The 26,853-nt window shown below is 70.1% G+C and carries 21 protein-coding genes and 1 riboswitch; of the genes, 12 read left to right on the forward strand and 9 right to left on the reverse strand.

Features of this window, described 5'->3' with window-relative positions; genetic code table 11:
* Positions 1–18: 18 nt before the first annotated feature.
* On the reverse strand, positions 19–963 hold the full coding sequence (locus ACYVF3_RS25930) for a hypothetical protein (RefSeq protein ID WP_461156853.1): 945 nt from the start codon (positions 961–963) through the stop codon (positions 19–21).
* Positions 964–1,190: 227 nt separating this feature from the next.
* On the opposite strand from ACYVF3_RS25930, the gene kdgD reads away from it, so the two are divergent.
* The 3 genes from kdgD (at position 1,191) to ACYVF3_RS25945 (ending at position 5,005) form a co-directional block, all read left to right on the forward strand.
* Complete coding sequence (gene kdgD / locus ACYVF3_RS25935) at positions 1,191–2,111, forward strand: 5-dehydro-4-deoxyglucarate dehydratase (RefSeq protein ID WP_145738241.1); 921 nt, start codon at positions 1,191–1,193, stop codon at positions 2,109–2,111.
* Between the two features lie 53 nt (positions 2,112–2,164).
* A complete protein-coding gene (locus ACYVF3_RS25940; RefSeq protein WP_461156854.1) occupies positions 2,165–3,490 on the forward strand; it encodes an enolase C-terminal domain-like protein in 1,326 nt (441 codons plus the stop codon).
* A 66-nt stretch (positions 3,491–3,556) separates the two neighbouring features.
* A complete protein-coding gene (locus ACYVF3_RS25945) occupies positions 3,557–5,005 on the forward strand; it encodes a GntP family permease (protein WP_461156855.1) in 1,449 nt (482 codons plus the stop codon).
* Positions 5,006–5,036: 31 nt separating this feature from the next.
* Here the strand turns inward: ACYVF3_RS25945 and mftD are convergent, their stop codons facing one another.
* Complete coding sequence (mftD, locus tag ACYVF3_RS25950) at positions 5,037–6,203, reverse strand: pre-mycofactocin synthase MftD (protein ID WP_461156856.1); 1,167 nt, start codon at positions 6,201–6,203, stop codon at positions 5,037–5,039.
* A gap of 305 nt (positions 6,204–6,508) precedes the next feature.
* Here mftD and mdo point away from each other — a divergent pair, with 305 nt between their 5' ends.
* The 4 genes from mdo to mftM all read left to right on the forward strand — a co-directional run bounded on the left by mdo (position 6,509) and on the right by mftM (position 11,510).
* Positions 6,509–7,801, forward strand: a complete 1,293-nt coding sequence (gene mdo / locus ACYVF3_RS25955; RefSeq protein ID WP_461156857.1) for an NDMA-dependent methanol dehydrogenase — start codon at positions 6,509–6,511, stop codon at positions 7,799–7,801.
* Between the two features lie 94 nt (positions 7,802–7,895).
* On the forward strand, positions 7,896–9,077 hold the full coding sequence (locus ACYVF3_RS25960; RefSeq protein WP_461156858.1) for an AAA family ATPase: 1,182 nt from the start codon (positions 7,896–7,898) through the stop codon (positions 9,075–9,077).
* A 10-nt stretch (positions 9,078–9,087) separates the two neighbouring features.
* Positions 9,088–10,608 carry a VWA domain-containing protein gene (locus tag ACYVF3_RS25965; protein WP_461156859.1) on the forward strand — a complete coding sequence of 507 codons (1,521 nt, stop codon included), beginning with the start codon at positions 9,088–9,090 and terminating at the stop codon, positions 10,606–10,608.
* Positions 10,605–11,510, forward strand: a complete 906-nt coding sequence (gene mftM / locus ACYVF3_RS25970) for a mycofactocin oligosaccharide methyltransferase MftM (RefSeq protein WP_461156860.1) — start codon at positions 10,605–10,607, stop codon at positions 11,508–11,510. Before ACYVF3_RS25965 ends, mftM begins: the two co-directional genes overlap by 4 nt.
* A gap of 10 nt (positions 11,511–11,520) precedes the next feature.
* Here mftM and ACYVF3_RS25975 read toward each other — a convergent pair whose 3' ends face one another.
* The 5 genes from ACYVF3_RS25975 to adh all read right to left on the reverse strand — a co-directional run bounded on the left by ACYVF3_RS25975 (position 11,521) and on the right by adh (position 16,887).
* On the reverse strand, positions 11,521–12,189 hold the full coding sequence (locus ACYVF3_RS25975; RefSeq protein WP_461156861.1) for a MadR family response regulator transcription factor: 669 nt from the start codon (positions 12,187–12,189) through the stop codon (positions 11,521–11,523).
* A complete protein-coding gene (locus ACYVF3_RS25980; protein ID WP_461156862.1) occupies positions 12,186–13,556 on the reverse strand; it encodes a MadS family sensor histidine kinase in 1,371 nt (456 codons plus the stop codon). The genes ACYVF3_RS25975 and ACYVF3_RS25980 overlap by 4 nt, the downstream gene beginning before the upstream one ends.
* The gene (locus ACYVF3_RS25985) at positions 13,553–14,791 is read right to left on the reverse strand and encodes an iron-containing alcohol dehydrogenase (protein WP_461156863.1); all 1,239 of its coding nucleotides are present in this window, start codon (positions 14,789–14,791) and stop codon (positions 13,553–13,555) included. Before ACYVF3_RS25985 ends, ACYVF3_RS25980 begins: the two co-directional genes overlap by 4 nt.
* 198 nt (positions 14,792–14,989) lie before the next feature.
* Positions 14,990–15,364: a DUF779 domain-containing protein gene (locus tag ACYVF3_RS25990; RefSeq protein ID WP_461156864.1), complete on the reverse strand. Its 375-nt coding sequence runs from the start codon at positions 15,362–15,364 to the stop codon at positions 14,990–14,992.
* On the reverse strand, positions 15,364–16,887 hold the full coding sequence (adh, locus tag ACYVF3_RS25995; protein WP_461156865.1) for an aldehyde dehydrogenase: 1,524 nt from the start codon (positions 16,885–16,887) through the stop codon (positions 15,364–15,366). The genes ACYVF3_RS25990 and adh overlap by 1 nt, the downstream gene beginning before the upstream one ends.
* Before the next feature lie 231 nt (positions 16,888–17,118).
* On the opposite strand from adh, the gene ACYVF3_RS26000 reads away from it, so the two are divergent.
* On the forward strand, positions 17,119–18,585 hold the full coding sequence (locus ACYVF3_RS26000; protein ID WP_461156970.1) for a helix-turn-helix domain-containing protein: 1,467 nt from the start codon (positions 17,119–17,121) through the stop codon (positions 18,583–18,585).
* A gap of 2 nt (positions 18,586–18,587) precedes the next feature.
* Here the strand turns inward: ACYVF3_RS26000 and ACYVF3_RS26005 are convergent, their stop codons facing one another.
* A complete protein-coding gene (locus ACYVF3_RS26005; protein WP_461156866.1) occupies positions 18,588–19,121 on the reverse strand; it encodes a TetR/AcrR family transcriptional regulator in 534 nt (177 codons plus the stop codon).
* A 132-nt stretch (positions 19,122–19,253) separates the two neighbouring features.
* On the opposite strand from ACYVF3_RS26005, the gene ACYVF3_RS26010 reads away from it, so the two are divergent.
* Together ACYVF3_RS26010 and ACYVF3_RS26015 are read left to right on the forward strand one after the other, a co-directional pair.
* Positions 19,254–20,825, forward strand: coding sequence for a GMC oxidoreductase (locus tag ACYVF3_RS26010; RefSeq protein ID WP_461156867.1), 1,572 nt, complete (start codon positions 19,254–19,256; stop codon positions 20,823–20,825).
* Positions 20,826–21,209: 384 nt separating this feature from the next.
* Positions 21,210–21,587, forward strand: a complete 378-nt coding sequence (locus tag ACYVF3_RS26015; protein WP_461156868.1) for a hypothetical protein — start codon at positions 21,210–21,212, stop codon at positions 21,585–21,587.
* 19 nt (positions 21,588–21,606) lie between these two features.
* Here ACYVF3_RS26015 and ACYVF3_RS26020 read toward each other — a convergent pair whose 3' ends face one another.
* Positions 21,607–22,026, reverse strand: a complete 420-nt coding sequence (locus tag ACYVF3_RS26020; RefSeq protein ID WP_461156869.1) for an NUDIX hydrolase — start codon at positions 22,024–22,026, stop codon at positions 21,607–21,609.
* A 559-nt stretch (positions 22,027–22,585) separates the two neighbouring features.
* Here ACYVF3_RS26020 and rox point away from each other — a divergent pair.
* Positions 22,586–24,004, forward strand: a complete 1,419-nt coding sequence (rox, locus tag ACYVF3_RS26025; protein WP_461156870.1) for a rifampin monooxygenase — start codon at positions 22,586–22,588, stop codon at positions 24,002–24,004.
* A 60-nt stretch (positions 24,005–24,064) separates the two neighbouring features.
* Positions 24,065–24,322: riboswitch (cobalamin riboswitch) on the forward strand.
* 131 nt (positions 24,323–24,453) lie between these two features.
* Positions 24,454–26,847 (forward strand): ribonucleoside-diphosphate reductase subunit alpha, encoded by a 2,394-nt coding sequence (locus ACYVF3_RS26030; protein WP_461156871.1) that lies wholly within the window; start codon positions 24,454–24,456, stop codon positions 26,845–26,847.
* The last annotated feature ends 6 nt before the right edge of the window (positions 26,848–26,853 follow it).

The raw sequence follows: 26,853 nt of genomic DNA on the forward strand, positions 1-26,853 counted from the left end.
TACGCGCAGGACCGGGGATCAACCGCGCTCCGGAGTGCGGACATCCCGCGCCCGCGCCGGGTTCCGGATGATCTGGTGGAGCGTGACCCCGGCTGCGACGGCGAGGGCCGCGAGTCCCACCATCGGTAGTGCGCCGGCCACCAGCGGCGCGGCGCCCAGCGGGTCGATCCCGGCCAGGGTCTCGACGACCACGACCGCTGCGAAGGCCGCGTATCCGGTCGTCGCCAAGCGAACCACGGTGAGGCGGAACGGTTCTGAGGTGGCGGTGAAACGCAGCAGCCAGGCGATCACCGGGAGGACGAGCACGCCGTGCATGGTCGCGGCGTGCCCCGGCTTGAGGACCGCGGTGAACGCGAAGGCCGGCGCGACGTCGCCCTGCGTGCGCGTGAGCACCTGACCACCTGCCAGCATCAGCGCACCGATCGCCATCGCCAGCAGCAGCGACAGGAACCCGGCTCGCAGCGCCAGGCGCATGCTCGGCTCGACCTCGGCGTTGCGCCGCAGCACCAGCAGGGTCGCCGTCACCACGACCGTCACGATCACCACGGCCCCGGACGCCGCCGCGACGGCGGCCAGGACGTCCAGCCCTGTCGCCCGGCCCGGCGGGATGAAGTGCGACGGCACCCGTCTCCACGCCTGCATCGTGATGCCCGCGACCTCGACCGCGCAGGCGACCGCGAACGCGGTGAGCAGCCGGGCGTGGGTTCGCCGCGCCATCGGGAGGAACGACAGCACCCAGGTCAACGTCGCCAGGGTCAGCCCGAACGACAGGCCGAAGGTCGTCGGCTTCCGCCACGACAGCGGTCCGGTCCACGCACCGCCCGTCGCGACCAGCACGCCCAGGTGGAAGATCCCGCTCACCGCCAGCACCGCGGCGACCAGGTAGCAGACCCGCTCCACGCGCGTGCCGCCCCGGTACGCCTCGACCAGGTCCCTGCCGATCATCGCCACCGCAGATCGCATGCTCAGCACCCCCGTTCACTCCGGTGCTCGAGCATGCGCGCTGCGCCGGGCCCGGTCGTCCGCCCTGGCGCGACGCTCCGGCTACGCGGCCCGACGTAGTTCGCGATCCCCGACTCCGGCCGCATCGATGCTCTGACGGTATCGGCGGATGCTCAATCGGATTTGGACGCGCATTGATTCGCGCCCCTAATGTCACTTCCGACCGAGCACCGGACCTGGAGGAATCGATGTCGCGCTTCTCGCCTGCCGAGGCCGCCGACCGGCTTGCCAGTGGGCTTCTCTCGTTCCCGGTGACGCACTTCCGCGAGGACCTCGGCTTCGACGAGGCCGCCTACCGCGACAACATCGGCTGGCTCTCCGGCTTCGGCGCGACCGGCTTGTTCGCCGCGGGCGGGACCGGTGAGTTCTTCTCGCTGACCGCCTCGGAGGTGGAGTCGGTGGTGACCGCCGCCGTGCGGGAGGTGCCGGCCGACATCCCGGTGATCGCCCCCGCCGGGTACGGCACGGCCACCGCCGTCGAGCTCGCCCGTTCCGCCGAGCGCGCCGGCGCCGACGGCCTTCTGCTGCTACCGCCGTACCTCACCGAGGCGCCGCAGGAGGGACTGGTCGAGCACGTCCGCGCGGTGTGCGCGGCCACCGACCTGGGCGTGATCATCTACAGCCGCGCCAACGCCGTCTACTCCGACGACTCGGTCATGCGATTGGTCGACGCGTGCCCGAACCTGGTCGGTTTCAAGGACGGCGTCGGCGACATCGAGAAGATGACCCGCATCCACGCGCGCGTCGGCGACCGCCTCACCTACGTGGGCGGGTTGCCGACGGCCGAGACCTTCGCACTGCCCTACCTCGAACTGGGCGTGACGACCTACTCCTCGGCGATGTACAACTTCGTCCCCGAGTTCGCGGTCCGGTTCTACAACGCCGTCCGCGAGCGGGACCGCACCGCGGTTCACCGCTACCTCAACGAGTTCGTGCTGCCCTACTGCGACATCCGCAACCGCAGCGCGGGTTACGCGGTGAGCATCGTCAAGGCGGGCATGCGCGCCATCGGTCGCCCGGCCGGACCGGTCCGCGCGCCGCTGGTCGACCTCGACGACACCGAGCTGGACCTGCTGAACGAACTGATCCAACGCGTACCGGACGCTTGAGCTGCGGCGGATCGACGGCGAACCCGGTCGGCGCTGAACACTCGGAGACGAACATGACACCCGTGATCTCCCAGCTGCGCGTGATCCCGGTCGCCGGGCACGACAGCATGCTGCTGAATCTGAGCGGTGCGCACGCACCTCTGTTCACCCGGAACCTGCTGGTGCTCACCGATTCCGACGGCCGCACCGGTGTCGGTGAGGTCCCCGGCGGCGAACCGATCCGCACCACGTTGGAGGAGTCGGCGGAGCTGGTCGTCGGGCAACCCGTGGCCCGGCTCCGGTCGATGCTGTGCGAGGTGCACGCGCGCTTCGCCGACCGCGACTCGGGCGGGCGCGGAACGCAGACCTTCGACCTGCGCGTCACCGTGCACGCGGTGACCGCGATCGAGTCGGCGATGCTGGACCTGCTCGGGAAGCACCTCGGCGTGCCGGTGGCCGAACTCCTCGGCGACGGGCAGCAGCGCAGCGAGGTGCCGGTGCTGGGCTACCTGTTCTTCCTGGGCGACCGCACCAAGACCGACCTGCCCTACCTCGCCGCCGAGGAGGGCGCCGACGACTGGACTCGGCTGCGCCACGAGGAAGCGCTGACCCCGGATTCCGTGGTGCGGCTGGCCGAAGCCGCCCGGGAGCGCTACGGGTTCCGCGACTTCAAGCTCAAAGGCGGTGTCCTGCCCGCGAGGCAGGAGGCAGAGGCCGTCACCGCGCTCGCCGAGCGGTTCGCGGACGCTCGCATCACCGTGGACCCCAACGGCGCCTGGTCGCTGCGCGAGGCGATCGAGGTCGGCCGCGAGCTGCGCGACGTGCTCGCCTACGCCGAGGACCCGTGCGGTGCCGAAGGCGGCTACTCCGGCCGGGAGACGATGGCCGAGTTCCGCCGCGCCACGGGGCTGCCCACCGCCACCAACATGATCGCCACGGACTGGCGGCAGCTGGGCCACGCGGTCCGCGCGAACGCGGTGGACATCCCGCTGGCCGACCCGCACTTCTGGACCATGAGCGGGTCGGTGCGGGTCGCGCAGTTCTGCCACGACTGGGGACTGACGTGGGGTTCGCACTCCAACAACCACTTCGACGTCTCGCTGGCGATGTTCACCCACGTCGCGGCCGCGGCGCCGGGTGAGATCACCGCGATCGACACGCACTGGATCTGGCAGGACGGCCAGCGGCTGACCCGCGATCCGCTGCGCATCTCCGACGGACTGCTGCCGGTTCCCACAGCTCCCGGCCTGGGGGTCGAACTCGACGAGGAACGCTTGCAGGCCGCGCACGAGCTCCACCTCGCCCACGGGCTCGGCGCGCGCGACGACGCCGCGGGCATGCAACACCTGATCCCGGGCTGGGCCTTCGACCCGAAACGCCCGGCCCTCGACCGCGACTGAGCGCCGCACCCGATCGCGAGCCCTCGGGGTTCGCGGTCGCCGGGGCCGCACGAACAGGAGGCAACGTTGCCTGCCAGATCGATGGACTCGCCGCTCGCTGCCGACGAGATGCCCGACGCCGCGTGGAGCCTCCCGCCGTGGGCGCTGCTGCTGCTCGTGGCAGGTGGGATCGCGCTGCTCCTGCTGCTGGTGATCAAGGCGAAGCTGCACGCCTTCGTCGCCCTGCTGGTGGTCAGCGTGGTGGTCGCGGCGGTCGCGGGCATCAGCCCCACCGAGATCCCCGGCCTGCTCGAAGACGGGATGGGCGAAACGCTCGGCGAGATCGCGATCATCGTGGCGCTGGGCGCGATGCTCGGCCGGATGATCCAGGAATCCGGCGCCTCGGACGTGCTCTCCGGGCGGTTGCTGGCCGCGTTCGGCGAACGGCGAGCCCCGCTCGCGGTCGGGCTGACCGCGTTGCTGTTCGGCATCCCGGTGTTCTTCGACGTCGGGTTCATCATCCTGCTGCCGCTGATCTACTCGGTGGCGCAACGATCGGGGCGCTCGGTGGTCAGCGTCGCGCTTCCCGCCGTCGGCGGCCTGGCCATCATGCACGCCGTGCTGCCGCCGCACCCCGGACCGGTGGCCGCGGCCGGGCTGCTGGGCGCGAACCTCGGCTGGGTCACCATCATGGGCCTGGTCTGCGGCCTTCCGGCGTGGTTCGTCGGCGCCTACCTCTTCGGCACGCGCATCGGTGACCGTCTCGGCACGCCGGTGCCCACCGCGTTGCTGGGCGAAGCCCGCGAGCAGGCCGGAGTCGGGGAGAACTCCGGCGGTGGCGGGGCGACGACGCAGGCGTCCCCATCGCTCGGGGTGACCGTCGGCGTGATCCTGCTGCCGGTGCTGCTGATCATGCTCAACACCTTCGCCGGGGTGGTGCTCCCGGCGGGCGCGGCGCGCGAGGCGCTGGAGTTCGTCGGCGCGCCGGTCATCGCGCTGACCGCCACGACCCTGCTGTCGTTCTGGGTGCTGGGGCTGGGCGGCGGGTTCTCGAGGGAACGCGTCGAGAAGGCGGCCTCGGCGTCGCTGGGCCCGGTGGCACTGGTCCTGCTGGTCACCGGCGCCGGCGGTGTGTTCGGCGCGGTCCTGGAGGCCACCGGTGCAGGTCAGGCGCTGGCCGACCTGCTGGGCGGCACGTCCCTGCCGGTCGTGGTGCTGGCGTTCCTGATCGCCACGGCGCTCCGGGTGGCGCTGGGCTCCAAAACGGTCGCGATCGTCACGACCGCGCCCATCATGGCTCCGCTGATCCAGGAGATGGGGCTCTCCCAGCCGGAGATCGCCCTGGTCGTGGTCGCGGTGGCCGCCGGTGGAACTGTCCTGTCCCACGTCAACGATTCCGGTTTCTGGCTGTTCAACCGCTACATGGACATCGACATCCGCACCACGCTCCAGAGCTGGACGTTGATGGAGACCTTCATGGGCGGGACGGCTTTCCTCATCGCGGCAGTCCTCAGCGGACTGCTCACGCTCACCTGAGAGCGGCAGTCCCGGCGGCGGGGCACCGCTCTCAGGAGCGGACCTCCCGGCCGAAGTCCGGCGGAACGATGAGGTCTTCCGGCGTGAGGTCGTGGACGGAGGAGCGCGCCAGGGCGAGCAAGGAGGAATCGATGCCGTTGCGGAGGACGTCGACGACGTTGCGCACCCCCGCCTGTCCCTCCGCGGCGAGGCCCCAGAGGTAGGCGCGGCCGATGAGCACGGCCCTGGCACCCAGCGCGAGGGCCTTGACGACGTCGCTCCCCCTGCGAACACCACCGTCGAGCAGCACCTCGATGTCGTCGCCGACGGCCTCCACGATCGCCGGCAGCAGCCTGATGGTCGCGGGGGTGGAATCGAGGTTGTTGCCGCCGTGGTTGGACACCGAGATCGCGGTGGCGCCGATGTCGCGGGCGCGGCGGGCGTCGCCGGGGTGCGTGATTCCCTTGACCATGAACGGGCCGCCCCACTGCTCCCGAAGCCATGCGATGTCCTCCCAGGTGGGTGGCGGGGTGAACATCCACTGGCCGTAGGCGCCGAAGAACGTCGGCGCTTCCTCGCCGCGCGGCACCATGTTCGGTGTGGTCAGATCCGGTAGCCCGTGCCGCAGGAATCCGCGCAGCCACCGGGGCCGCAGCAGTCCCTGCGGAGCGAATCCCAGCTTGGTGCGCAGGTCGAGCTTCTCGGGGATGGGCGGGCTCCCCCAGTCCCTCCCCGTGGCGAAGCACCAGTCGAGCGTGACGATCAGCCCCTTCGCCCCGGCCGCCTTGGCTCGCTGGGCCCGGCCCAGCACCTTCTCCCGATCGCCCACCCAGTAGACCTGGAAGAACGTCATCGGGTTGGCCTCGGCCACGTCCTCCACCGCGCGACTGCCGAACGCGGACAGGCCGATCGCGGTGCCCGCCTCGGCCGTCGCGCGGGCGACGGCCACCTCGCCTTCCGGGTGCACGGCTTGCACCCCGGTCGGTGAGGCCAGCACGGGCAGCGACAGCTCCTGGCCCATCACGCTGGTCGACAAGTCCCGCTCGGCCGGGAGGTCGGCCACCCGCGGCGCGAACCCGAGCTCGCCGAAGGCCCGGATGTTGTCCTCGAGCGTCGATCCGCGCTCACTGCCCGCCACGAGCGCCAGGTAGACCGACTTCGGCAGTCGTCTCCGCGCACGCCGGTGTGCCTCCGCCACTGATTCGAACCACTCCGCCATGCCGAACCACGCTAGGTCGCCCAGCCTCCGGCAGCACCGTGCGACCGGGCCCACCCCGCCCCGTCCGATCGAACGGGCCGATCGCCAGCACCTGACCGATCGGACGGGTCCCGACCTCCCCGATCGTCCGGACCTGCGTTCTCGGACGAGGGGTCTTGGCTCGCGCCCGTTCTCCCGCGGTGACCTGGGGCACTAACTTCCGGCATGAGCCGGGTTCGACGCCGGTCGTCCCCCGGAACCGGTCGCGGCGCCCCACCCCCGGCCGTCGAACAACGTGCAGCGACGCGCGTGGAAAGGACAGCGAAATGCAGGTCGATGAGCTGCTCAAGCCGTTCCCGATCAAGGAGTTCCACCCGTTCCCCCGCGCCCTGATGGGACCCGGTTCGCACGAGATGATCGGCCCGGAGGCGCTGAACCTGGGCTTCAAGAAGACGCTGGTGATGACCTCCGGCCTGCGCGGCACCGACCTCGTGCACAAGATCGTCGAATCGATGCGCTACCACGGCCTGGAAGTGGTGGTCTACGACCAGGTCGAGTCCAATCCCAAGGACTACAACGTGATGGATTCCGTCGCGATGTACCAGGAGAACGCCTGCGACTCCTTCGTGTCGATCGGTGGCGGCTCCTCGCACGACGCCTGCAAGGGCGCGCGGATCGCGGTCGCCCACGACGGCCGCAACGTCAACGAGTTCGAGGGCTTCAACAAGTCGGAGAACCCCAAGAACCCGCCGCACATCGCGGTGTCCACCACGGCGGGCACCGGCTCCGAGACGTCCTGGGCCTACGTCATCACCGACACCACGACCGATCCCGACAACCCGCACAAGTACGTCGCTTTCGACGACAACTCGGTGACCACGCTGGCGATCGACGACCCGGTGCTCTACTACGACTGCCCCGTCGACTACACCGCGCAGTGCGGCTTCGACGTGCTGGCGCACGCCTCCGAGCCCTACGTGTCCCGGCTGAACTTCCAGCCGTCGCTGGGCAACGCGCTGCACGCCGTCAAGCTGACCGCGCAGAACCTGCGGCAAGCCGTGTGGAACGGCCAGGACCTGGCCGGCCGCGAAGGCATGATGTACGCGCAGTACATCGCCGCGCAGGCGTTCAACTCCGGCGGCCTGGGCATCATCCACTCGATCTCGCACGCGATCAGCGCCTTCTACGACACCCACCACGGGCTCAACAACGCCGTCGCGCTCCCTCGCGTGTGGGCGTTCAACATGCCGGTGGCCTACAAGCGGTTCGCCGACATGGCCGAGGCGATGGGCGTCGACACCCACGGCATGACCGATCCGCAGGCCGCCGACGCCGCGCTCAACGCGGCGATCCGGCTGCTGCGCGACGTGGGCATCCCGGAGCGCTTCGTCGACGTCAACGCCGACAGCTACTCGAAGAACCGGCTGGGCCAAGGACCGACGAAGTTCTACGAGCAGTCCAAGGAGATCAAGGGCGACGCCGCCGACGTCGACCGCATCACCCACCACGTCCTCGGCGACGCCTGCACGCCGGGCAACGCCAAGGAGTGCACCTTCGACACCGTGCGCCCGGTCGTCGAGCACTGCTTCACCGGGGATCTGGACGACCTCATCACCTGACCCCGGCCCGGAACCGGCCGTGGTGCCGCGCACTCCGACCGCGCGGCACCACGGCCCTCCCACCACCGCACGCCCGAACTCCGGAGGTATCGCAGTGCTCGACGACATCGAGGACCAGGCCGCCGACAAGCCCTTCGAGTCGGTGGAAGAGGTGATCAACCGCTTCGGCGAGCACGGCTACATCGCCGACCGCAGGCTCGCCACCACCGTCTACCTCCAGTCCAGGCTGGACAAGCCGCTGCTGCTGGAAGGGCCTGCGGGCGTGGGCAAGACCGAGCTCGCCAAGACGCTCGCCGCCGCGACGGGCCGAAAGCTGCTGCGGTTGCAGTGCTACGAGGGGCAGGACGAGAGCAAGGCGCTCTACGAGTGGGACTACGGCAAGCAGCTGCTCTACACCCAGATGCTGCGGGACAAGATCGGCGAGATCATCGCCGACGCACCGGACCTGAGCACCGCCATCGACCGCATCGGCGCGCAGGACAGCGTCTTCTTCTCCGACCGCTTCCTGGCGGCCCGGCCGCTGCTGGAAGCCATCCGCGGCGAGCAGCCCGCCGTGCTGCTGGTCGACGAGGTGGACCGCGCCGACGAGTCCCTGGAAGCAGTGCTGCTGGAATGCCTCGCCGAGTTCCAGGTCTCGGTGCCCGAAGTGGGCACCTACACCGCGACCACTCCCCCGTACGTCGTGCTGACCTCCAACAACACCCGCGACCTGTCGGCCGCGCTGAAGCGCCGCTGCCTGCACCTGTTCCTGGACTACCCGGAGCACGACCGGGAGTTGGAGATCGTCCGCTCCAAGCACACCGGATTGCCCGAGAACCTGGCGGAGCAGCTGGTGACGGTGGTGCGGCGGTTGCGCGCGCTGAAGCTGCGCAAGGCGCCGTCGATCTCCGAGACCATCGACTGGGCCCGCACCCTCGCGGTGCTCGGCGCCGACGACCTGGGATCGGACGTCCTGGCCGAGACGGTCAACGTGGTCGTGAAGTACGAGCGCGACCTGCACCAGGCGCTGGACGTGATCGGGCACATGGCCGATCCGAACCGCGACATCCCCGAGCAGCTGCCCACTCGCGGTCACGGGCACGGGCACGGGCACGGGCACGGGCATGACCACGACCACGGCGACGTCGACGGCCGCGATGTGCGCGCGGCCAAGGACGAACCCGGCCGCCACGATGATTCCTACTACGGCGCACCGGGTTCCAGCGGTGCGCCGAAGCGCTCCACGGGCGGTCAGGGGCAGCGCTCGTTCTCATCGGCGACCCGGCGCAAGTCGTGAGGAGCGAGCCGTGGAATCAGCACTGCACCGATTCGTCCGCCTGCTGCGGCTTTTCGGCCTGCGCATCTCGGTGTCCGAGGCGACCGACGCGATGCGCTGCGCCGCCCAGCCCGGGATGCTCGACGATCGGGACGCGCTGCGGGACGCGCTGAAGGTCGCGATGATCAAGGACCGGCGCGACGAGGAGATCTTCGACGAGGTCTTCACCACGTTCTTCACGTTGCGCCCGGTGGTGGCCGACGACCACGAGCACGAGCACAGCCACGAGCACGACGACCTCTCCGACACCGGTGAGCTGCAGTCGTTCACCGTCTCGGAGGAGCCCGCCGAAACCCCGCAGGAAGGACACACCCACGCCAAACCCGCCGACATCCGGGACTACTTCGACCCGGACGACCTGGCCCAGCAGTACAACCTGCACCAGGAGAGCAACAAGATCGACCTGGCCTCGATGACCGACGAGGTGGTGTTCTCCAGCGACGACAGCAGCGCGGGCGGCGGATCGGTGCCTTCGGTCCAGCTGGAGACCGAGCACCTGAGCAACGCCGGGACGCCCGGGTCGCTGGCCGAGCACACCGGTCACCGCATCGACACCCGGCTGAGCATCGCCGAGCAGCAGACGCTGCTGGACTGGCTCGCCGACGACGGCGGCCCGGACGACTCCGCTCCGCGCGGCAGGCTCACGGGCGTGCTGGAGAACCTGCCGGAGCTGCTCAAGCAGCACCTGGCCAAGCTCGCCGAGCTGGAGAGCACGGCCAAGGAGTCCCGCGAGGTCACCGCCGGCCGGGTCGACCGGGTCGACGAGGGCGAGCGGCAGCAGCTGGAGGAGTCGCTGCGCCGGATCGTGCACAGCCTGCGCGGGGCGCCGACCAGCAAGCGCCGCAACACACCGCGCGGCAGGGTGCACCCGGCGCGCACGATGCGGCGCAACATGCGCTACGACGGCGTGCCGTTCCGGCCGGTCACCGTGACGCGAGCCGAGGACAAGCCCCGGTTGATCGTGCTCGCCGACGTCTCGCTGTCGGTGCGCTCGACCGCGCGCTTCACGCTGCACCTGGTGCACGGCCTGCAGTCGCTGTTCACCCAGGTCCGCACGTTCGCCTTCGTCGACGACCCGGTGGAGATCTCCGAGCTGTTCACCGATCACCCGCTGGAGCGCGCCCTGGGACTGGTCTTCGACGGCCTGCCTCAGGGCGGGATCCTCGACGTCGACGGGAACTCCGACTACGGAGCGACTTTCGCGTCGTTCCTCGACGAGTTCGGCAACGCGCTCAACCGGCGGACCACCGTGCTGATCCTCGGCGACGGGCGCGGCAACGGCAACGACCCGAACGTCGAGGCCCTCGCGGAGATCGCGCGCCGCAGCCGCGAAACCATCTGGCTCACCCCGGAACCGCGCTACTCGTGGCGGCTGGGCCGCTGCGACCTGCCCGACTACGCCGAGCACTGCGACCGGGTCCAGGTGGTGCGCGACCTCTCGGGCCTGGCGAAGGCGGCCGAGACGATGGCGACGGAGGTGACCGGGCGGTGAGCGCGGGAGAGCGCTCGGCGCTGCACCACATCGACCCGCTCTCCCCGCACGGCCACGACCCGATGGTCACCGTCGCGCGGCACGAACCTCCGTGCGACGCGCGCGTCGCGGTGACGCGCACGGAGCACTTCTGCCTGCACCGGCGGGACCACCGGATGGAGATCACCCACTGGTTCCGGCCAGAGGAGCTGGACAACAACCTCGCCGGGATCCTCGCCGCCGAGCTGTTCGCGCCCGGCTGGCTCAGCGGTGTGGAGGTCTTCGAGCGGGTCTTCACCGAGGTCGTGCAGTCGGTGATCGACGACCCGCTGCGGGCGTGGACGACGTTCTACGACAACACGCTCGCCCGGATCCGGGAGTGCGGGGCGACTCCGCCGTCCGACGCGTCGCACTCCTCGATCGCCGGCTTCGCCCCGGTGTACGAGCGCGTCCTGCGTCTCACGCCGCCCGGCCGGGTCCTGGACCTGGGATCGTGCTTCGGTTTCCTGCCGCTGCTGCTGGCCGAGCGGGCCGAGCACTCGGTGATCGCCTCCGACCTCGCGCCCGGCAGCATGCGCCTGCTGGAGGCCGTGGCCGCGACCCGCGGTCACCGGATGCCCACCCTGGTCTGCGACGCCACCCAGGTCCCCCTCCCGGGCGGAACGGTCGACGCGGTCACGGCGATCCACCTGCTCGAACACCTCGAACCGGCCCGGGGTGACGCGGTCCTCGCCGAAGCGCTCCGCTTGGCCCGGCGGCACGTCATCATCGCGGTTCCCTACGAGGACGAGCCGAACGGCGCCTTCGGCCACGTCCGCACCTTCACCCCCCACGAGCTCCACCGGATGGGCGCGACCACCGGCCACCCCTACGAGGTGACCGACCACCACGGGGGCTGGCTCACCATCAGCAAAGCCCCCTGATCCCCGGTTCTCAGATGAGGTGGAGCTTGCTGGCCTCGTAGACGGCTTCGGCCCGGCTGGTGGCGGTGAGCTTGCGCATGATGTTGCGGACGTGGAACTTGACCGTGGTCTCGGAGATGAACAGCTCCGCTCCGATGTCGCGGTTGCTGAGGCCGTGAGCGAGCTGCCGGAGAACCTTGAGCTCCCGCTCGGTGAGCCGGGGTTGGCTGACGGGCGAGTTCATCGATTCGACCATCGCGGCAGCGGAGCGCGAGTCGAAGGAGCTCTCGCGGCGGGCCACCGCGCGGAGGGAGCGGACGAGTTCAGTGGTGTCGACGTCCTTGACGACGTAGCCGCGCGCCCCGCGGTGGATCGCCTCGACGACCAGCCGGCCGTCGAGGAACGTGGTCAGCACGAGGACGCCGAGATCCGGGTGCAGCCGGGTGAGCTGTCCGCACAGCTCGAGTCCCTCGGTGTTGTCACCGGTGGAGAGCTTCAGGTCCAGCAGCACCACGTCCGGATCGGCTCCGCCGACGACGTTGATCGCCTCGGCCGCGGACGCCGCCTCGCCGACGACCTCCAGGTCGTCCTCGCGTTCGAGCACGGAGCGCAGCCCGTGGCGGACGATCGCGTGGTCGTCCACGAGCACGATCCGCACCTGCGAAGAACCGCTTCGCTGGCCGGGGACCTCCGGGTTCACGGCACCACCTCCGCGTCCGGTGCGAGCGGCACCCGCAGTTGCAAGGCGATGCCGCCCATGCGCGAGCGGCGGATCCCCAACGTCCCTCCCAGCTCCGTCGCGCGGACGGCCATGTTGGCCAGGCCTCGATGCCGACCGGCGAGATCGGTCGCCTCCGACAGCTTCAGCGACCGTCGGAGCCGCGCCGGATCGCCCGTTCCGTCGTCGGACACCGTGAGCCGGAGCTGGTCGGTCTGGTAGACGAGGTGCACGACGGCCCGAGTGGCCTCGGCGTGCGCAACGATGTTGAACAGCGCCTCGCCGGTGAGCCGCAGGATCGAGCTCTCGTCCTCGGGCGGCAGCGGCGCGGGGGAACCGGCCACCCGCACCTCCACCTTCAACTCGCTCGACAGGTGCACTGTGGACAGCTGCTTGAGCAGAACGGGCAGCGAACCCGGTGGTTCCTCCGCTCCGTGGTGCAACGCGTAGATCGCCGCGCGCAGCCGCTCCACCGCCTGCTGCGTGAATCCCTTGGCCGGAGCGAGCTTGTCGGCGACGCGCTCCGCGTCCGGACCCATCTCGGCGAGTTCACCGCGGCAGACCTCGACGGTCATGCCGGCGCTGAGCACGTACTGGGTGACGGTATCGTGCAGCTCGCGGGCGATGCGGTGCCGTTCGTCGTCGAGCGCCTGCCGCTGCATCGCCTCCACCAGGCGCCGCTGGGTCTCCTGCAGCTCCGCGTTGCGAGCGGCGAGGTCCCTGGCCTGCTGGGCGGCGGCTTCCGAGAGCTGCTCGGTGCGCCCGCGCAGCTGGGCGGCGGCGTGGAAGAGGAACGAGTTGTGGACGGCGACGGCGGCCTGGTTCGCCAGGACCCGCAGGATCGCCAGGTCGGTGTCGGCCACCGGCACGTCACCGGGCCAGCCGACGAGCCCGCCGACCGGCTCGTCGTCCAGGGTCATCGGCGCCCGGACCCACCCGGGACCACCGGGTTCGAGTTCGACCTCCCACGGCCGGCTGCGGATCACCTCCAGCTGTTCCCGCACCTCCGTGGGCAGATCGGCCTCGTCGTCGACGAGCTCGCCGCGGTCCAGCAGGAGGAACCGGGGGCGGGCGGCGCGCAGCGCGCCGTCGGCGATGCCCAGCAGCAGCCGATCGGCCTGCAGGTGTTCGGCAGCGGCCCGCACCACCGCCTCGACCAGGGTGCGAGGGCCTTCGACGGTGCGCACCAGGGCGCGGGAGATGCGGTCGAGCGCTTGCACCGCGTGCTCCAGGCGCTCGGCGGATCGCACGTACTCCGGGTAGAACGAGCGCTTTCCGGAGCGCAGCCCCGTCAGCACGCCCAGGTCGTCGCCGAAGTCACCGCCCGACGCGGCGGCACCGCCGCTCACAGCGCCGCCCGGAACAGCCGCGCGATGTCCGTGGCCCGCGCTTCGCGCGGATTGGTGGTCAGGCAGGCGTCTTTGAGCGTGTTGCGGGTCAGCACCGGGACGTCGGCGTCGGACACCCCGAGGGATCGCAGCGTCTGCGGCACGCCGACCACGTCGGCGAGCTCCCGCACTCGATCCGCGAGCGCGAAGGCCACCTCCCCGGCGGGCACGCCGACCACGTCGATCCCGATCGCCGCGGCCAGCGGGACGTAGCGGGAGGCGTCGGTCTCGGCGTTGAAGCGGATCACGTGCGGCAGGAGCACCCCGTTGATCACCCCGTGCGGAGCGTCGAGCAGTCCCCCGACCTGGTGGCTCATCGCGTGGGTGGCCCCGAGGATGGCGTTGGTGAAGGCCATCCCCGCTTCCAGCGCACCTTGCGCCATCGCCACTCGCGGCTCCGCCTCGGCCGGGCGGAACAGCGTGCGGGCGAGGTTCCCGGTGATCAGCTTCGCGGCGTGCAACGAGTGCTGCTCGGTGAGGGTGTTGTGCGCCCGGGAGACGTAGGACTCGATCGCGTGGGTGAGCGCGTCGAGGCCGGTGGCGGCGTTGAGCCAGTCCGGCATGCTGGTCAGCAACCTCGGGTCGACCACCGAGATCTCGGGGACGAGCGCGCGGCTGAGGATCGTGATCTTGGTGGCGTTCGCGGTGTCGGTGATGATCGCGAACTGCGAGACGTCGGCACCGGAGCCGGACGTCGAGGGAGTCATGACCAGCGGCGGGATCGGGTTGGTCAGCTGATCGACGCCTTCGTAGTCCAGGATCCGGCCGCCGTTGCCGGACAGGATGGCCACGCCCTTGGCCGCGTCGATCACCGAGCCGCCGCCGACCCCGATGATCACGTCCGCCCCGGACTCGGCGTAGCGCTGGTGGGCCGCCTCGATCTCGTGGTCCTTGGGGTTGGGGGTCACGGCGTCCCACACGATCGCTTCCAGGCCGACCGACTTCAGGTGCCCGGCGGCCTCGGCCGCCCACCGCGCCTCGGTGAGCCCGCCATCGGTGACCAGGAACGGGCGGCGCGCACCGAGCCGCCGCGCGCAGTGGCCGAGCTCGGCCAGCGCCCCCGGCCCGAAGACGACCTCCGGCACGTGGAACTTCGCCAGGCGGGATGAATCGGCGCCCGGGGACGTGATCTGCGGCCCGGACAACTCGGGCACGTCGACCTGGCACGAGCTGGGCACCCGGCTTCGCACTGTCATCAGGCATCCTCCAGCCACCGGTGCGGGGATGTGCGCGGACCTCGACGATCGCGAGTCGGGTCGACGGGCCGAACCGAGGACCATCCTAGCCCGATACGTGACCCGCACCACATCGCTGACGCGCCCGGGAGCGACCGAGCGGGGCCCGCCCGATCAAGCGGACCCCGCAGCCGCCCCCCTTCGCACGGCACCCGCCGATCAGACGAGGCCGAACGCCGTGAGCTCGTCGTCGGTGAGCAACCGCGAGCGGATCAGGAACCGGACTCCCTCCGGCGCTTCCAGCGAGAACCCGCTGCCCCGGCCGCGCACGACGTCGATGGTCAGATGCGTGTGCTTCCAGTACTCGAACTGCGAGGCCGACATCCACACCGGGATCGCCTCACCGTCCACGTCGAGGTCGCCGAGGTGGATGTCGGAGCCTCCGGTGCGGAATTCCCCCGCCGGGTAGCACATCGGGGAGCTGCCGTCGCAGCACCCGCCGGACTGGTGGAACATCAGCGGGCCGTGGTCGGCCCGGAGGCGGCGGAGCAAGTCTGCCGCCTCCGGGGTCACGGCCACCCGGGCGGGCTCCATCAGAAGAAGCCCAGCTTGTCGGGCGAGTAGCTGACCAGCAGGTTCTTGGTCTGCTGGTAGTGCTCCAGCATCATCTTGTGGTTCTCCCGGCCGATGCCCGACTGCTTGTAGCCGCCGAAGGCCGCGTGCGCCGGGTAGGAGTGGTAGTTGTTCACCCACACCCGGCCGGCCTGGATCTCGCGACCCGCCCGGTAGGCGGTGTTGGTGTCGCGCGACCACACCCCGGCACCCAGGCCGTAGAGCGTGTCGTTGGCGGTCTTGATCGCGTCGGCGTAGTCGTCGAAGCGGGCGACCGACAGGACCGGGCCGAAGATCTCCTCCTGGAAGATCCGCATCTTGTTGTGCCCCTCGAACACCGTCGGCTCGACGTAGTAGCCGCCGGAGAGCTCGCCGCCGAGGTCCGCCTTGCCGCCACCGGTGAGGACCTTGGCGCCCTCCTGCTTGCCGATGTCGATGTAGGACAGGATCTTCTCGAGCTGGTCGTTGCTGGCCTGCGCACCGATCATCGTGTCGGTGTCCAGCGGGTTGCCCTGCTTGACCGCCTTGGTGCGCTCGACGGCCTCACCGAGGAACGTCTCGTAGATGCTGCTCTGGATCAGCGCCCGCGACGGGCAGGTGCAGACCTCGCCCTGGTTGAGCGCGAACATCGTGAAGCCTTCGAGCGCCTTGTCGTAGAAGGCGTCGTTGGCGTTGGCGACGTCGCCGAAGAAGATGTTCGGGCTCTTGCCGCCCAGCTCCAGCGTCACCGGGATGATGTTCTCGCTGGCGTACTGCATGATCAGCCGCCCGGTGGTGGTCTCACCGGTGAAGGCGATCTTGCTGATCCGGCTGCTGGAGGCCAGCGGCTTGCCCGCTTCGACGCCGAAGCCGTTGACCACGTTGAGCACACCGGGCGGCAGCAGGTCGCCGATGACGCTGAGCAGCACGTGGATCGAGGCCGGGGTCTGCTCGGCGGGCTTGAGCACCACGGCGTTGCCCGCGGCCAGCGCGGGCGCCAGCTTCCAGACGGCCATCAGGATCGGGAAGTTCCACGGGATGATCTGGCCGACCACGCCCAGCGGCTCGTGGAAGTGGTAGGCCACCGTGTTGTCGTCGACCTCGCCGAGACTGCCCTCCTGCGCCCGGATGGCTCCGGCGAAGTAGCGGAAGTGGTCGATGGCCAGCGGGATGTCGGCCGCCAGCGTCTCGCGGACCGGCTTGCCGTTCTCCCAGCTCTCGGCCACGGCCAGCCGCTCCAGGTTCGCCTCCATGCGGTCGGCGATCCGGTTGAGCACCAGCGCCCGCTCGGCGACCGAGGTGCGCCCCCATGCCGGTGCCGCGCCGTGCGCGGCGTCGAGCGCGCGCTCGACGTCATCGGCGGTGCCGCGGGCGATCTCGGTGAAGTCCGCGCCGGTCACCGGCGTCGGGTTCGCGAAGTAACCGCCCTTGGCCGGGGCCACGTACTCACCGCCGATGTAGTGGTCGTAGCGGGATTCGTAGGCCACGACGCTGCCCTGCGTACCCGGCGCTGCGTACTTGGTCATGCGTTGCCTCCTGCACGAGAACTTCCGTTGTCGTGCAGCAGCGTGTCCCACCTCACGTTGCAACGAGGTTGCACCGATCGGCTGCCCGACCGAACGGACGGTTTTCGGGCCCTTCACCGCGCCGATCCCTTGTCCCCGCCGGTCCTCGTGGTCATCATGAGCTCACGCGTCACCGCCGACGCGAGGACAGGAGGCAGCGTGCAGGCAGAGGAGGAATCCCCCACCGCGACGATGCTGGCCGATCCGCTGGAGTACGCATCGCTGCTCGGCCGGGTCTGGGACGCGGTGCTGCGCGGCGATCGCTCGTCCCACTCGCCGCGGACGCTGGTCTCCGAATCGTGGCAGCGGTCGCTGGCCGCCGAGATCGACCCCGACTCGTGCGAGGCGCCGGTGGTCTGCGAGCGCGCCGAGGTGCGCGACATGCGCACCGAACATCCTCTGGCCGCGGCGATTCCGGTGCTGAGGCAAACGGTCCTCGACGTCGCCGACGAGGCGATGCACGTGATGATCGTGACCGACCGGGACGGGCTGATCCTCTGGCGCGAGGGCAACGCCGACGTGCAGCGCCGCGCCGACCGGGTGCGGTTGAGCGAGGGAACCCGCTGGGCGGAGGAGGCCATCGGCACCAACGCGATGGGAACCACTCTGGCGGTCGGGAAACCGGTGCAGATCTACTCCGCGGAGCACCTGGTCCGGACCTACCACGACTGGACGTGCGCGGCGAGCCCCATCCACGACCCCGACACCGGTGACGTGCTCGGCTCGGTGGACATCAGCGGTCCGCTGCGGACCGTGCACCCGGCGATGGTGTCGCTGGTCAGCGCCGCGGCTCAGCTGGCCGAAAGTCACCTGCGGGCGCGGATGGCGGCGCGCGACGAGCAGCTGCGGGCCCGGAACATGCCGCACCTGCGGGCGTTGCGAGGTGAAGCCGGCGCGCTGCTGACCCGCACCGGGCGGGTGCTGGCGGTGGAGCCGGGCGCGTCGCTGCTGCCCGAGCGCGTCGATGTCGCCGACGGACGGGTCACGCTCGCCGACGGTCGCGAGGCCGTGCTGGAACGGCTCGCCGAGGGTTTCCTGCTGCGGCTGCCCGGTTCGTCCGCTACCCGCGCACGTCCGCGACCGGTCCTGTCGCTGTCCTTCTTGAACTCCGCGGGTCCGCGCGCGGTGCTCGACGGGCGCGAGGTCCCGCTCTCCCTGCGGCACGCGGAGATCCTGACATTGCTGGCGATGCGCCCGGCCGGGCTCACCGCCGACCGGCTGGCGTTCCAGCTCTACGGCGAGCGCGGCAACCCGGTCACCGCTCGCGCCGAGATCCACCGGCTGCGCACGCACCTGGGCGAGCACGTCATCGCCACCAAGCCCTACCGGCTCCAGGCCGAGGTCGACGCCGACTTCCTCGCGGTGCGCCAGGCCTTGCACGACGGCGACATCCGGACCGCCTCGGAGACCTACCGGGGCCCGCTGCTGGAGTACAGCGAGGCACCGGCGATCCGCGACGAGCGGGAGGAGCTGTACGCCTCGCTGCGCAACGCGGTCCTCGACCGCGGCGACGTCGCCGCCCTGTGGGCGCTGTTCCGCGACCACCCGACCGACGATCTGGAGGTACTGGGCCAGCTGGCGCACCGGCTCCCCCGCCATGACTCCCGCCGCCCGCTGGTCACCGCCCGGATGCAGCAGGTCCTGGCAGGCGAAGCCTGAGGTCAGGCCCGCAGGCCGGCGAGCATGACCTGCACGACGCGCTGGACCGATTCCACCCCGCCGGGCACCGGCAGGTGCGAGGACAGCGCACCCTCGACCATCTCGCAGATCAGCGCGAGATCGTCCGGTCCGACATCCTCGCGGATGAGCCCGCTCTCCTGTGCCTCGCGCAGCCCCGGAGCCAGGATCGCGACCAGCTGACCGGCGTATCGGCGCTGGTCGGCGGGGGTGAGCTCGCGGAACAACCGCACCAGGGGACGCCGCGAGATCTGCTCGTCGAACAGCTCCTCCAGCACTTCGATGAAGTCGCACTCGGCGACGAGCTCGCGCAGCATGTGCAGCTTGCTCTCGGCGACCGCGATCCCGAGCGCGTAGCGGTCGGAGAAGTGCCGGTAGACCGTGGCGCGGCCGAGTCCGGAGCGGCGGGCGATCTCCGACAGCGGCACGAGGTCGACGTCCTCGGTGAACGCCTCATCAGCGGCGCGCAGGATGACCTCCCGGTTGCGGCGCGCGTCGGTACGGCGAGAGCTCAGCACCGACTACCTCCGCATGACCGCACGACCTCCCAACTTACTCGCCAGTAGTGAGATCGTCGACCAGTTCAATGTCTCGTTTTGGCTCCCTAAGCTCGCGGCTCAGTCGACGAGGACTCGCCGTGGAGGTACCGCATGCCCGAACTCAGCCGCCGCACCCTGCTCGCCGGAACAGCCGCAGCAACGGGTCTGTCCCTGCTGGGCCCGTACGCGAACGCGGCCAGCCGGGTACCGCTCACCCGCGAGGAGCACCGGGTGGTCGTCATCGGCTCCGGGTTCGGCGGTGGCGTGACGGCGCTGCGGTTCGCCCAGGCCGGGCTGCCGGTGCTCGTGCTGGAGCGGGGCAAGCGCTGGCCGACCGGCCCGAACTCCGACACCTTCCCCACCCTCGCCTCGCCGGACGAGCGGTTCTTCTGGCTGGGCTCGGGCCCGTCGCTGTTCGGGATCTCCCCGCCGCCGTTCGAGCGCTACACCGGCCTGCTGGAGCGCGTGCCGGGCAACGGCATGGACATCATGTGCGCGGCGGGTGTCGGCGGCGGCTCCCTGCTCTACCAGGGCATGACGCTGCAGCCGACCGAGAACGTCTTCAACGCCAACATGCCCGAGCGGCTCGACTACGCGCGCATGGACCGCGTCTACTACCGGCGAGTGGCCGAGATGCTCAAGATCGCGACCGCCCCGGACGAGCTGATCAACCACGAGAACTACACCGCATCGCGGATCTTCGCCCGCAACGTCGAGCGGGCCGGCTTCTCGGTGGAGAAGATCCCGATGCCGATCGACTGGGACTACGCGCTGCGCGAGCTCCGCGGCGAGATGAAACCTTCCTACACCAACGGTGATTGCGCGTTCGGCGTGAACAACGGCGGCAAGCACTCCGTCGACGTCACCTACATCGCCCAGGCCGAAGCCACCGGCAAGGTCACCGTCGCCGAGCAGCACAACGTCACCGACGTGGCCAAGACCCGCGACGGCCGGTGGGAGATCCACGTCGACCGCATCGCCACCGACGGCACCGTGCTGGAGCAGAAGATCATCACCACCGGCGCTCTGGTGATGGCGGCCGGCACGGCGGGCACCACCCGGTTGCTGATGCGCGCCGCGGCCAAGGACCAGATCCCGGACATGCCCGACGGTCTCGGCTCCAACTGGGGTTCCAACGGCGACCGCATCTACACCTGGACCAACCTCGCCGACGACTTCGGCACGCCGCAGGGCGGCCCGGTGGTCTTCGGCAGCAAGGAGTGGGACGACCCGACGATGGCCAACACGGTCATCCAGGCGTCGATCCCGCCGACCCCGAACCTGCGGACCACGATGCTCGTCGGCTACGGCGTCAGCTCGGGACGCGGCCGGTTCGTCTACGACTCGAAGAAGGACGACGCGGTGCTGGACTGGCCCTCGCAGCCGGATTCGTTGCTGGCCAAGCGGATCGACGAACGCGTCGCCGCGGTCGCGGGCAACGGTTCGGTCCGCCTCGACACCACTTCGCTGGTCCCCAACACCTGGCACCCGCTGGGCGGCGCATCGATGAACGTGGTCTGCGACCTCGCCGGCCGCGTCAAGGGGCACCAGGGCCTCTACGTCCTCGACGGCGCCCTCATGCCCGGCAACACCGCCGCCTGCAACCCGTCGATGACCATCGCAGCGGTCGCCGAACGCGCCACCGACGAACTCCTCGCCCAGGACGCGGGAACCGTCTTCTAGCGGTTCGCCCCGCGCCACCGGGGGTGGCGCGGGGCACTCCCACAACCCCACTGCGGAGCCCACAACCCCAAGAACCCCACCCATCCGCGCTCGCAGAAGCTGCCCAAACCCGTGCGGACCGCCAAGCCACGACACCGGATTCCCATTTCGCGCGAAGTTTGAGCCCTGACTTCCCTTCCCAATTTCGCGCGAAATTGAGAATTCCCCGAGCCCCACCCGTCATGACCTGGTGAGACACGCCCGACCGCGGGGAGATTTTCCGATTTCGCGCGAAATTGGGAATGCTCGTGGCCCCGTCGATGAGAGGCGGGTGGCTCGGGCAGCCGGGGGGATCGGCGGGGTGGGTCTGCGGGGGCTCGGGCCTGGCGCTGGCACAATTCCGGGATGCGCAGGACGTTATCGATCGTCGCAGCATCAGCCGCCGTTCTGGCCCTGATACTCCTGATCGGGCCCTCGTTCGCGGTTCGCACCGAGATCCTGCACCGGGAGACGTCTCAGGATTCCGGGATGACCTACGAGTACTCGGGGACCCAGTGGTCCAGCGAGCTCTACCTGGTCAAGCAGTGGCACCTCACCGGATCCGACTACGAGTTGCGCATCGGGCCGGACGCCGCCAGCTACTACTACCCGGTCGAAGTCGGCTTCGGCTCGTCCCCTCCCGCCATCCGCGAGGTGGCCTGGCGCCCGGACGCGGTCGAGATCACCTTCACCACCGGGGACTCCGTCCACGTCCCGGCGGACAACTTCCGCAGCGTCCGCTGAGCCGCTGCCGTCCCCGGGATCACGACCAGCCGAGGGTGCCGAAGGGACGCCCCTCGCGGTAGGCGCGCAGACCCGCGGCCGGGTACGCGATGAGGTCGGCGGGCAGGTCGTCGAACCCGAACCACGCGATTTCGTAGCACTTCTCGGGCTCGCGGTTCTCGGGATCGCCTCGCCAGTCGCGCACCTCGAAGAACACGCCGAGCCTGGGTTCAACCCCAGACGCGGTCGCGTGCAGCGTGTGCACGTGATGGAGGGCCGAAGGCTCGATGCTGACACCGATCTCCTCGCGAGCTTCGCGGATCGCTGCCTGCGTTAACGACTCCCCCGCATCCAGCTTCCCGGACGGCAGATGCCACCACCCGTCGCCGTAGGCACCGCGCCGACGGCTCAGCAGCACACCGCCCTCCCGCACCAGGACCACGTGCGCGTCAACAACCACCCGATGAACCACGATCACCCCACCCAACGACACCCGTTCCGGCGAACCCCCGGATTCCGAGGGAGATCAGAACACGGAACTCCACTGAGATACGGGTTCGGGACGTGACCCCGGCTCGGCGGGAGCGTCGGACGCCTCCCCTACGGTGCGCGCATGAACCTCGGACTCGATCTGATCCTCGGCTGCGACGACGCAGCGGTTCTCGCTGAGCCCTGGAGGATCGGGCTCTGCGCCGCCGCGGCCTCTCCGACGCGAAGTGTTCTAGCGGGCGTGCCCGCCGTGAGGGAGCGGGACTCGTCGTGCGCCGAACCGAATAACTTGGTCGGATCCGCGGAAGCCGAAGAGCGGCGGACTCGGCAGCACCGGGCATCAACAGACCCAAGGTGGTGCTCTGATGAGGAGCGGTGAACTGGTGCGGAGTGAGAGTTCTCCCCGCCACTCTCAACGTATAGCGCAGACCGGGGCTTGCGGCAAGGGCCGGGGTGTGGCGCACAATCCTCTGCACACATGCCGTGACCTGCGATGACGAGCATCCGCAGCGCGGCTGGACGGGGGATTCATGACTGACGTGATCATCGCCGGTGCAGGACCGACCGGGTTGATGCTGGCCGCTGAGCTGCGGCTGCACGGGGTGCGGGTGCTGGTGCTGGAGGAGGCCGACGAGCCGAACGACTTCGTGCGCTCGCTCGGACTGCACGTGCGCAGCATCGAGGTGCTGGACCAGCGAGGACTGCTGGAGCGGTTCCTGGCCGAAGGGACCAAGCACCCCCTCGGCGGCTTCTTCGCCGCCATCTCCAAGCCCGCGCCCGAGCGCCTGGACACCGCGCACGGCTACGTGCTGGGCATCCCCCAGCCCACGACCGAGCGCCTGCTGGCCGAGCGTGCCTCCGAGCTCGAGGTCGAGGTCAGGAGAGGCTGCGCACTGGTCGGACTCGACCAGGACGCGGACGGCGTGACCGCCGAGCTCGCCGACGGCACGAGGCTGCGTGCGCCCTACCTCGTCGGCTGCGACGGCGGTCGGAGCACCGTGCGCAAGCTGTGCGGCATCGGGTTCCCCGGCGAACCGTCCAGAGTGGACACACTGCTCGCCGAGCTGAAGGTGACCGCGTCGCCGGAGACGCTGGCCGCGGTGACCGGCGAGGTGCGCCAGACCCAGAAGCGCTTCGGCATCGGCCCCCTCGACGGCGAGTGGTGCCGGGTCGTCGTGCCCGCCGCGGGCGTCGCCGACGACCGCGGAACGCCGCCGACCCTCGACGAGCTCTCCCGTCAGCTGAGGGCCGTCGCGGGCACCGACTTCGGCGCGCACTCCCCTCGCCGCCTGGCCCGCTTCGGCGACGCCACCCGGCAGGCCGAGCGCTACCGCTCCGGACGGGTGCTGCTCGCCGGCGACGCCGCGCACGTCCACCCGCCGGTCGGCGGCCAGGGGCTCAACCTCGGCCTCCAGGACGCGTTCAACCTCGGCTGGAAACTCGCGGCGGAGGTCGCCGGGTGGGCGCCCGCCGACCTGCTCGACAGCTACCAGGCCGAACGCCATCCGGTGGCGGCCGCAGTCCTGGACAACACGCGCGCGCAGATGCAGCTGATGTCCACCGAGCCCGGCGCGCAGGCCGTGCGGCGCCTGGTATCGGAGCTGATGGACTTCGACGTGGTCAACCGGCACCTGACCGAGAAGCTCATCGCACTCGACGTGCGCTACGACTTCGGCGGGGAGCACGACCTGGTCGGCAGGCGCATCCGGGACGTCGAGCTCAAGCACGGGCGCCTCTACGAGCTGATGCACGACGGACGCGGCCTGCTGCTCGACCAGACCGGCGATCTGTCGACCGAGGGCTGGGCGGACCGGGTCGACCACGTCGTCGACGTCGGTGAACAGCTGGACGCACCAGCCGTGCTGCTGCGCCCGGACGGCCACGTGGCGTGGGTCGGCGACGAGCAGCAGGACCTCCGCCGACACCTTTCGAGGTGGTTCGGAGGGTGACTCAATTCTCCCTCCGACACGCCCATGTTGGTGTTGGACTTCGCCTCAGCCCCAAGATGTAGAGTGTCGCTCGCTGGTGGTTCACCGGGTCCGAGCGGGCTCGGTGTGGCAACAGGGAACCCGGTGCGAGTCCGGGACTGCCCCGCAGCGGTGAACGGGAACGACCGCCGTCATGACGCACTGGACCCCTGGGGTTCGGGAAGCGACGGCTACTAGGACCTGTCTCGTGGTGAGGGAAGTTTTCATGAAAACTTCCCCCACCACGTACGAGACCGGACGCCCGTGAGTCCGAAGACCTGCCATCGGCGCGCGCACGCCCGTGCGCGCCGTCCGGGACCTCGCGGGAGGGTCCACGCGGACATGCGCCGGCCGCTGCCGCCGTCGCGTCCTCGCGCTCCTCCGCCGCCGGTTCCGGGCACGCCTTCCGAGCTCGCGAGGAGAGAGTCCCGGTGACCGACACCGCACTGTCCGAACCCATCCCGCTCACCGGCGGCCGAGTGTCCACTGTGGTTGATCAGGCCTGCGCGGGTCTGGCCGACGTGGACCCGTCGGCGGTGCTCACCGAGGTCGAGCGCAACGTCTACCCCGGCATCGGAGCGGCCGAGCTGAGCGAAGCGCTGATCATGTCGGCGCGCACCCTGGTCGAGTCGGAACCGAACTACGCCGGCGTCACCGCCCGACTGCTGCTGGACAAGCTGCGCGGCGAAGCGCTGAGCTACCTGGCGGGCTCCCCGCAGCAGGCCGACCAGGACCAGATGCGCGACCGCTACGGCGCCTACTTCACCGACTACGTGCGACGCGGCATCGAGCTGGGCAGGCTGGACCCGGAGCTGGCCCGCTTCGACCTGCCCCGGCTGGGCGCGGCGCTGGAGGCCGACCGCGACCTCGCCTTCGACTTCCTGGGGATGCAGACCCTCTACGACCGGTACTTCCTGCACCACGACGGGACCCGGTTCGAGCTGCCGCAGGCGTTCTTCATGCGGGTGGCGATGGGGCTCGCGCTGCGCGAGGACGACCGGGACGCGCGCGCCATTGAGTTCTACCGCCTGCTGTCGTCGTTCGACTTCATGTGCTCCACGCCGACGCTGTTCAACTCCGGCACCACCCGGGCCCAGCTGTCGTCCTGCTTCCTGACCACTGTGGACGACGATCTGCAGTCGATCTTCAGCTCCTACCGCAACAACGCCCTGCTGGCCAAGTACTCCGGCGGCCTCGGCAACGACTGGACCCCGGTGCGCGGCATCGGCGCCCACATCCACGGCACCAACGGCGAGTCCCAGGGCGTGGTGCCGTTCCTGAAGATCGCCAACGACACGGCGGTGGCGGTCAACCAGGGCGGCAAGCGCAAGGGCGCGGTGTGCGCGTACCTGGAGACCTGGCACATCGATGTCGAGGAGTTCCTGGACCTGCGCAAGAACACCGGCGACGACCGGCGACGCACCCACGACATGAACACCGCGAACTGGGTGCCCGACGAGTTCCTGCGCCGCGTCGAGGCCGACGAGCAGTGGACGCTGTTCTCCCCCGACGAGACCCCGGACCTGCACGACCTCTACGGCACCGAGTTCGCCGAGCGCTACCGGGAGTACGAGGCGGCCGCCGAGCGCGACGAGATCCGCGTGTTCCGGCGAGTGCGCGCGGTGGACCTCTGGCGCCGGATGCTGACCATGCTGTTCGAGACCGGCCACCCCTGGATCACATTCAAGGACCCGTGCAACCTGCGTTCGCCGCAGCGGCACGCGGGCGTGGTGCACTCGTCGAACCTGTGCACCGAGATCACGCTCAACACCGCCTCCGACGAGGTGGCCGTGTGCAACCTGGGATCGGTGAACCTCGCTCGGCACATCTCGGCCAACGGTCTCGACCGCGACCGGCTGAAGGCGACGGTGCGCACCGCGGTCCGGATGCTGGACAACGTCATCGACATCAACTTCTACACGATCCCAGAAGCCGAGCGCTCCAACATGCGGCACCGCCCGGTCGGCCTGGGGCTGATGGGCTTCTCCGACGCGCTGCAGAAGTTGCGGATCCCGATGTCCTCGGCCGCTGCGGTCGAATTCGCCGACCGCAGCATGGAGGAGATCGGCTACCACGCGATCGAGTCGTCCAGCCGGCTCGCCGAGGAGCGGGGCCGCTACGCGTCGTTCGACGGATCGCTGTGGAGCCAGGGCGTCCTGCCGATCGACTCGCAGGAGTTCGTCCGCGACGCGCGCGGCGATGCCGACCTCGACACGACGACCACATTGGACTGGTCGTCGCTGCGGGAACGGGTGCGCGACAAGGGGATGCGCAACTCCAACGTGATGGCCATCGCGCCCACCGCGACGATCGCCAACATCTGCGGGGTCGGTCAGTCCATCGAGCCGCTGTACCGCAACCTGTTCGTCAAGTCGAACATGTCCGGCGACTTCACCGTGGTCAACCCGCACCTGGTGGCCGACCTCAAGGAGGCCGGGCTGTGGGACGAGGCGATGGTGGCGGACCTGAAGTTCTACGACGGTTCGCTCGGGCCGATCGAGCGGGTCCCCGACGAGCTCAAGACGCTCTACGCCACGGCGTTCGAGATCGAGCCGCAGTGGCTGGTCGAAGCCGCCGCACGCAGGCAGAAGTGGATCGACCAGGCCCAGTCGCTGAACCTCTACCTGGCCACGCCCAGCGGCCGCAAGCTCGACGAGCTCTACCGGCTGGCCTGGCGCAAGGGGCTCAAGACCACCTACTACCTGCGTTCCACCAGCGCGACCCACGTGGAGAAGTCCACGCTGCGCGGCACCGACGGCAAGCTCAACGCCGTCCCGGCCGCGGCGTGCTCGGTCGAAGACCCGGAATGCGAAGCCTGCCAGTGATCCCCC

It is taken from the genome of Saccharopolyspora tripterygii, from assembly GCF_054778355.1.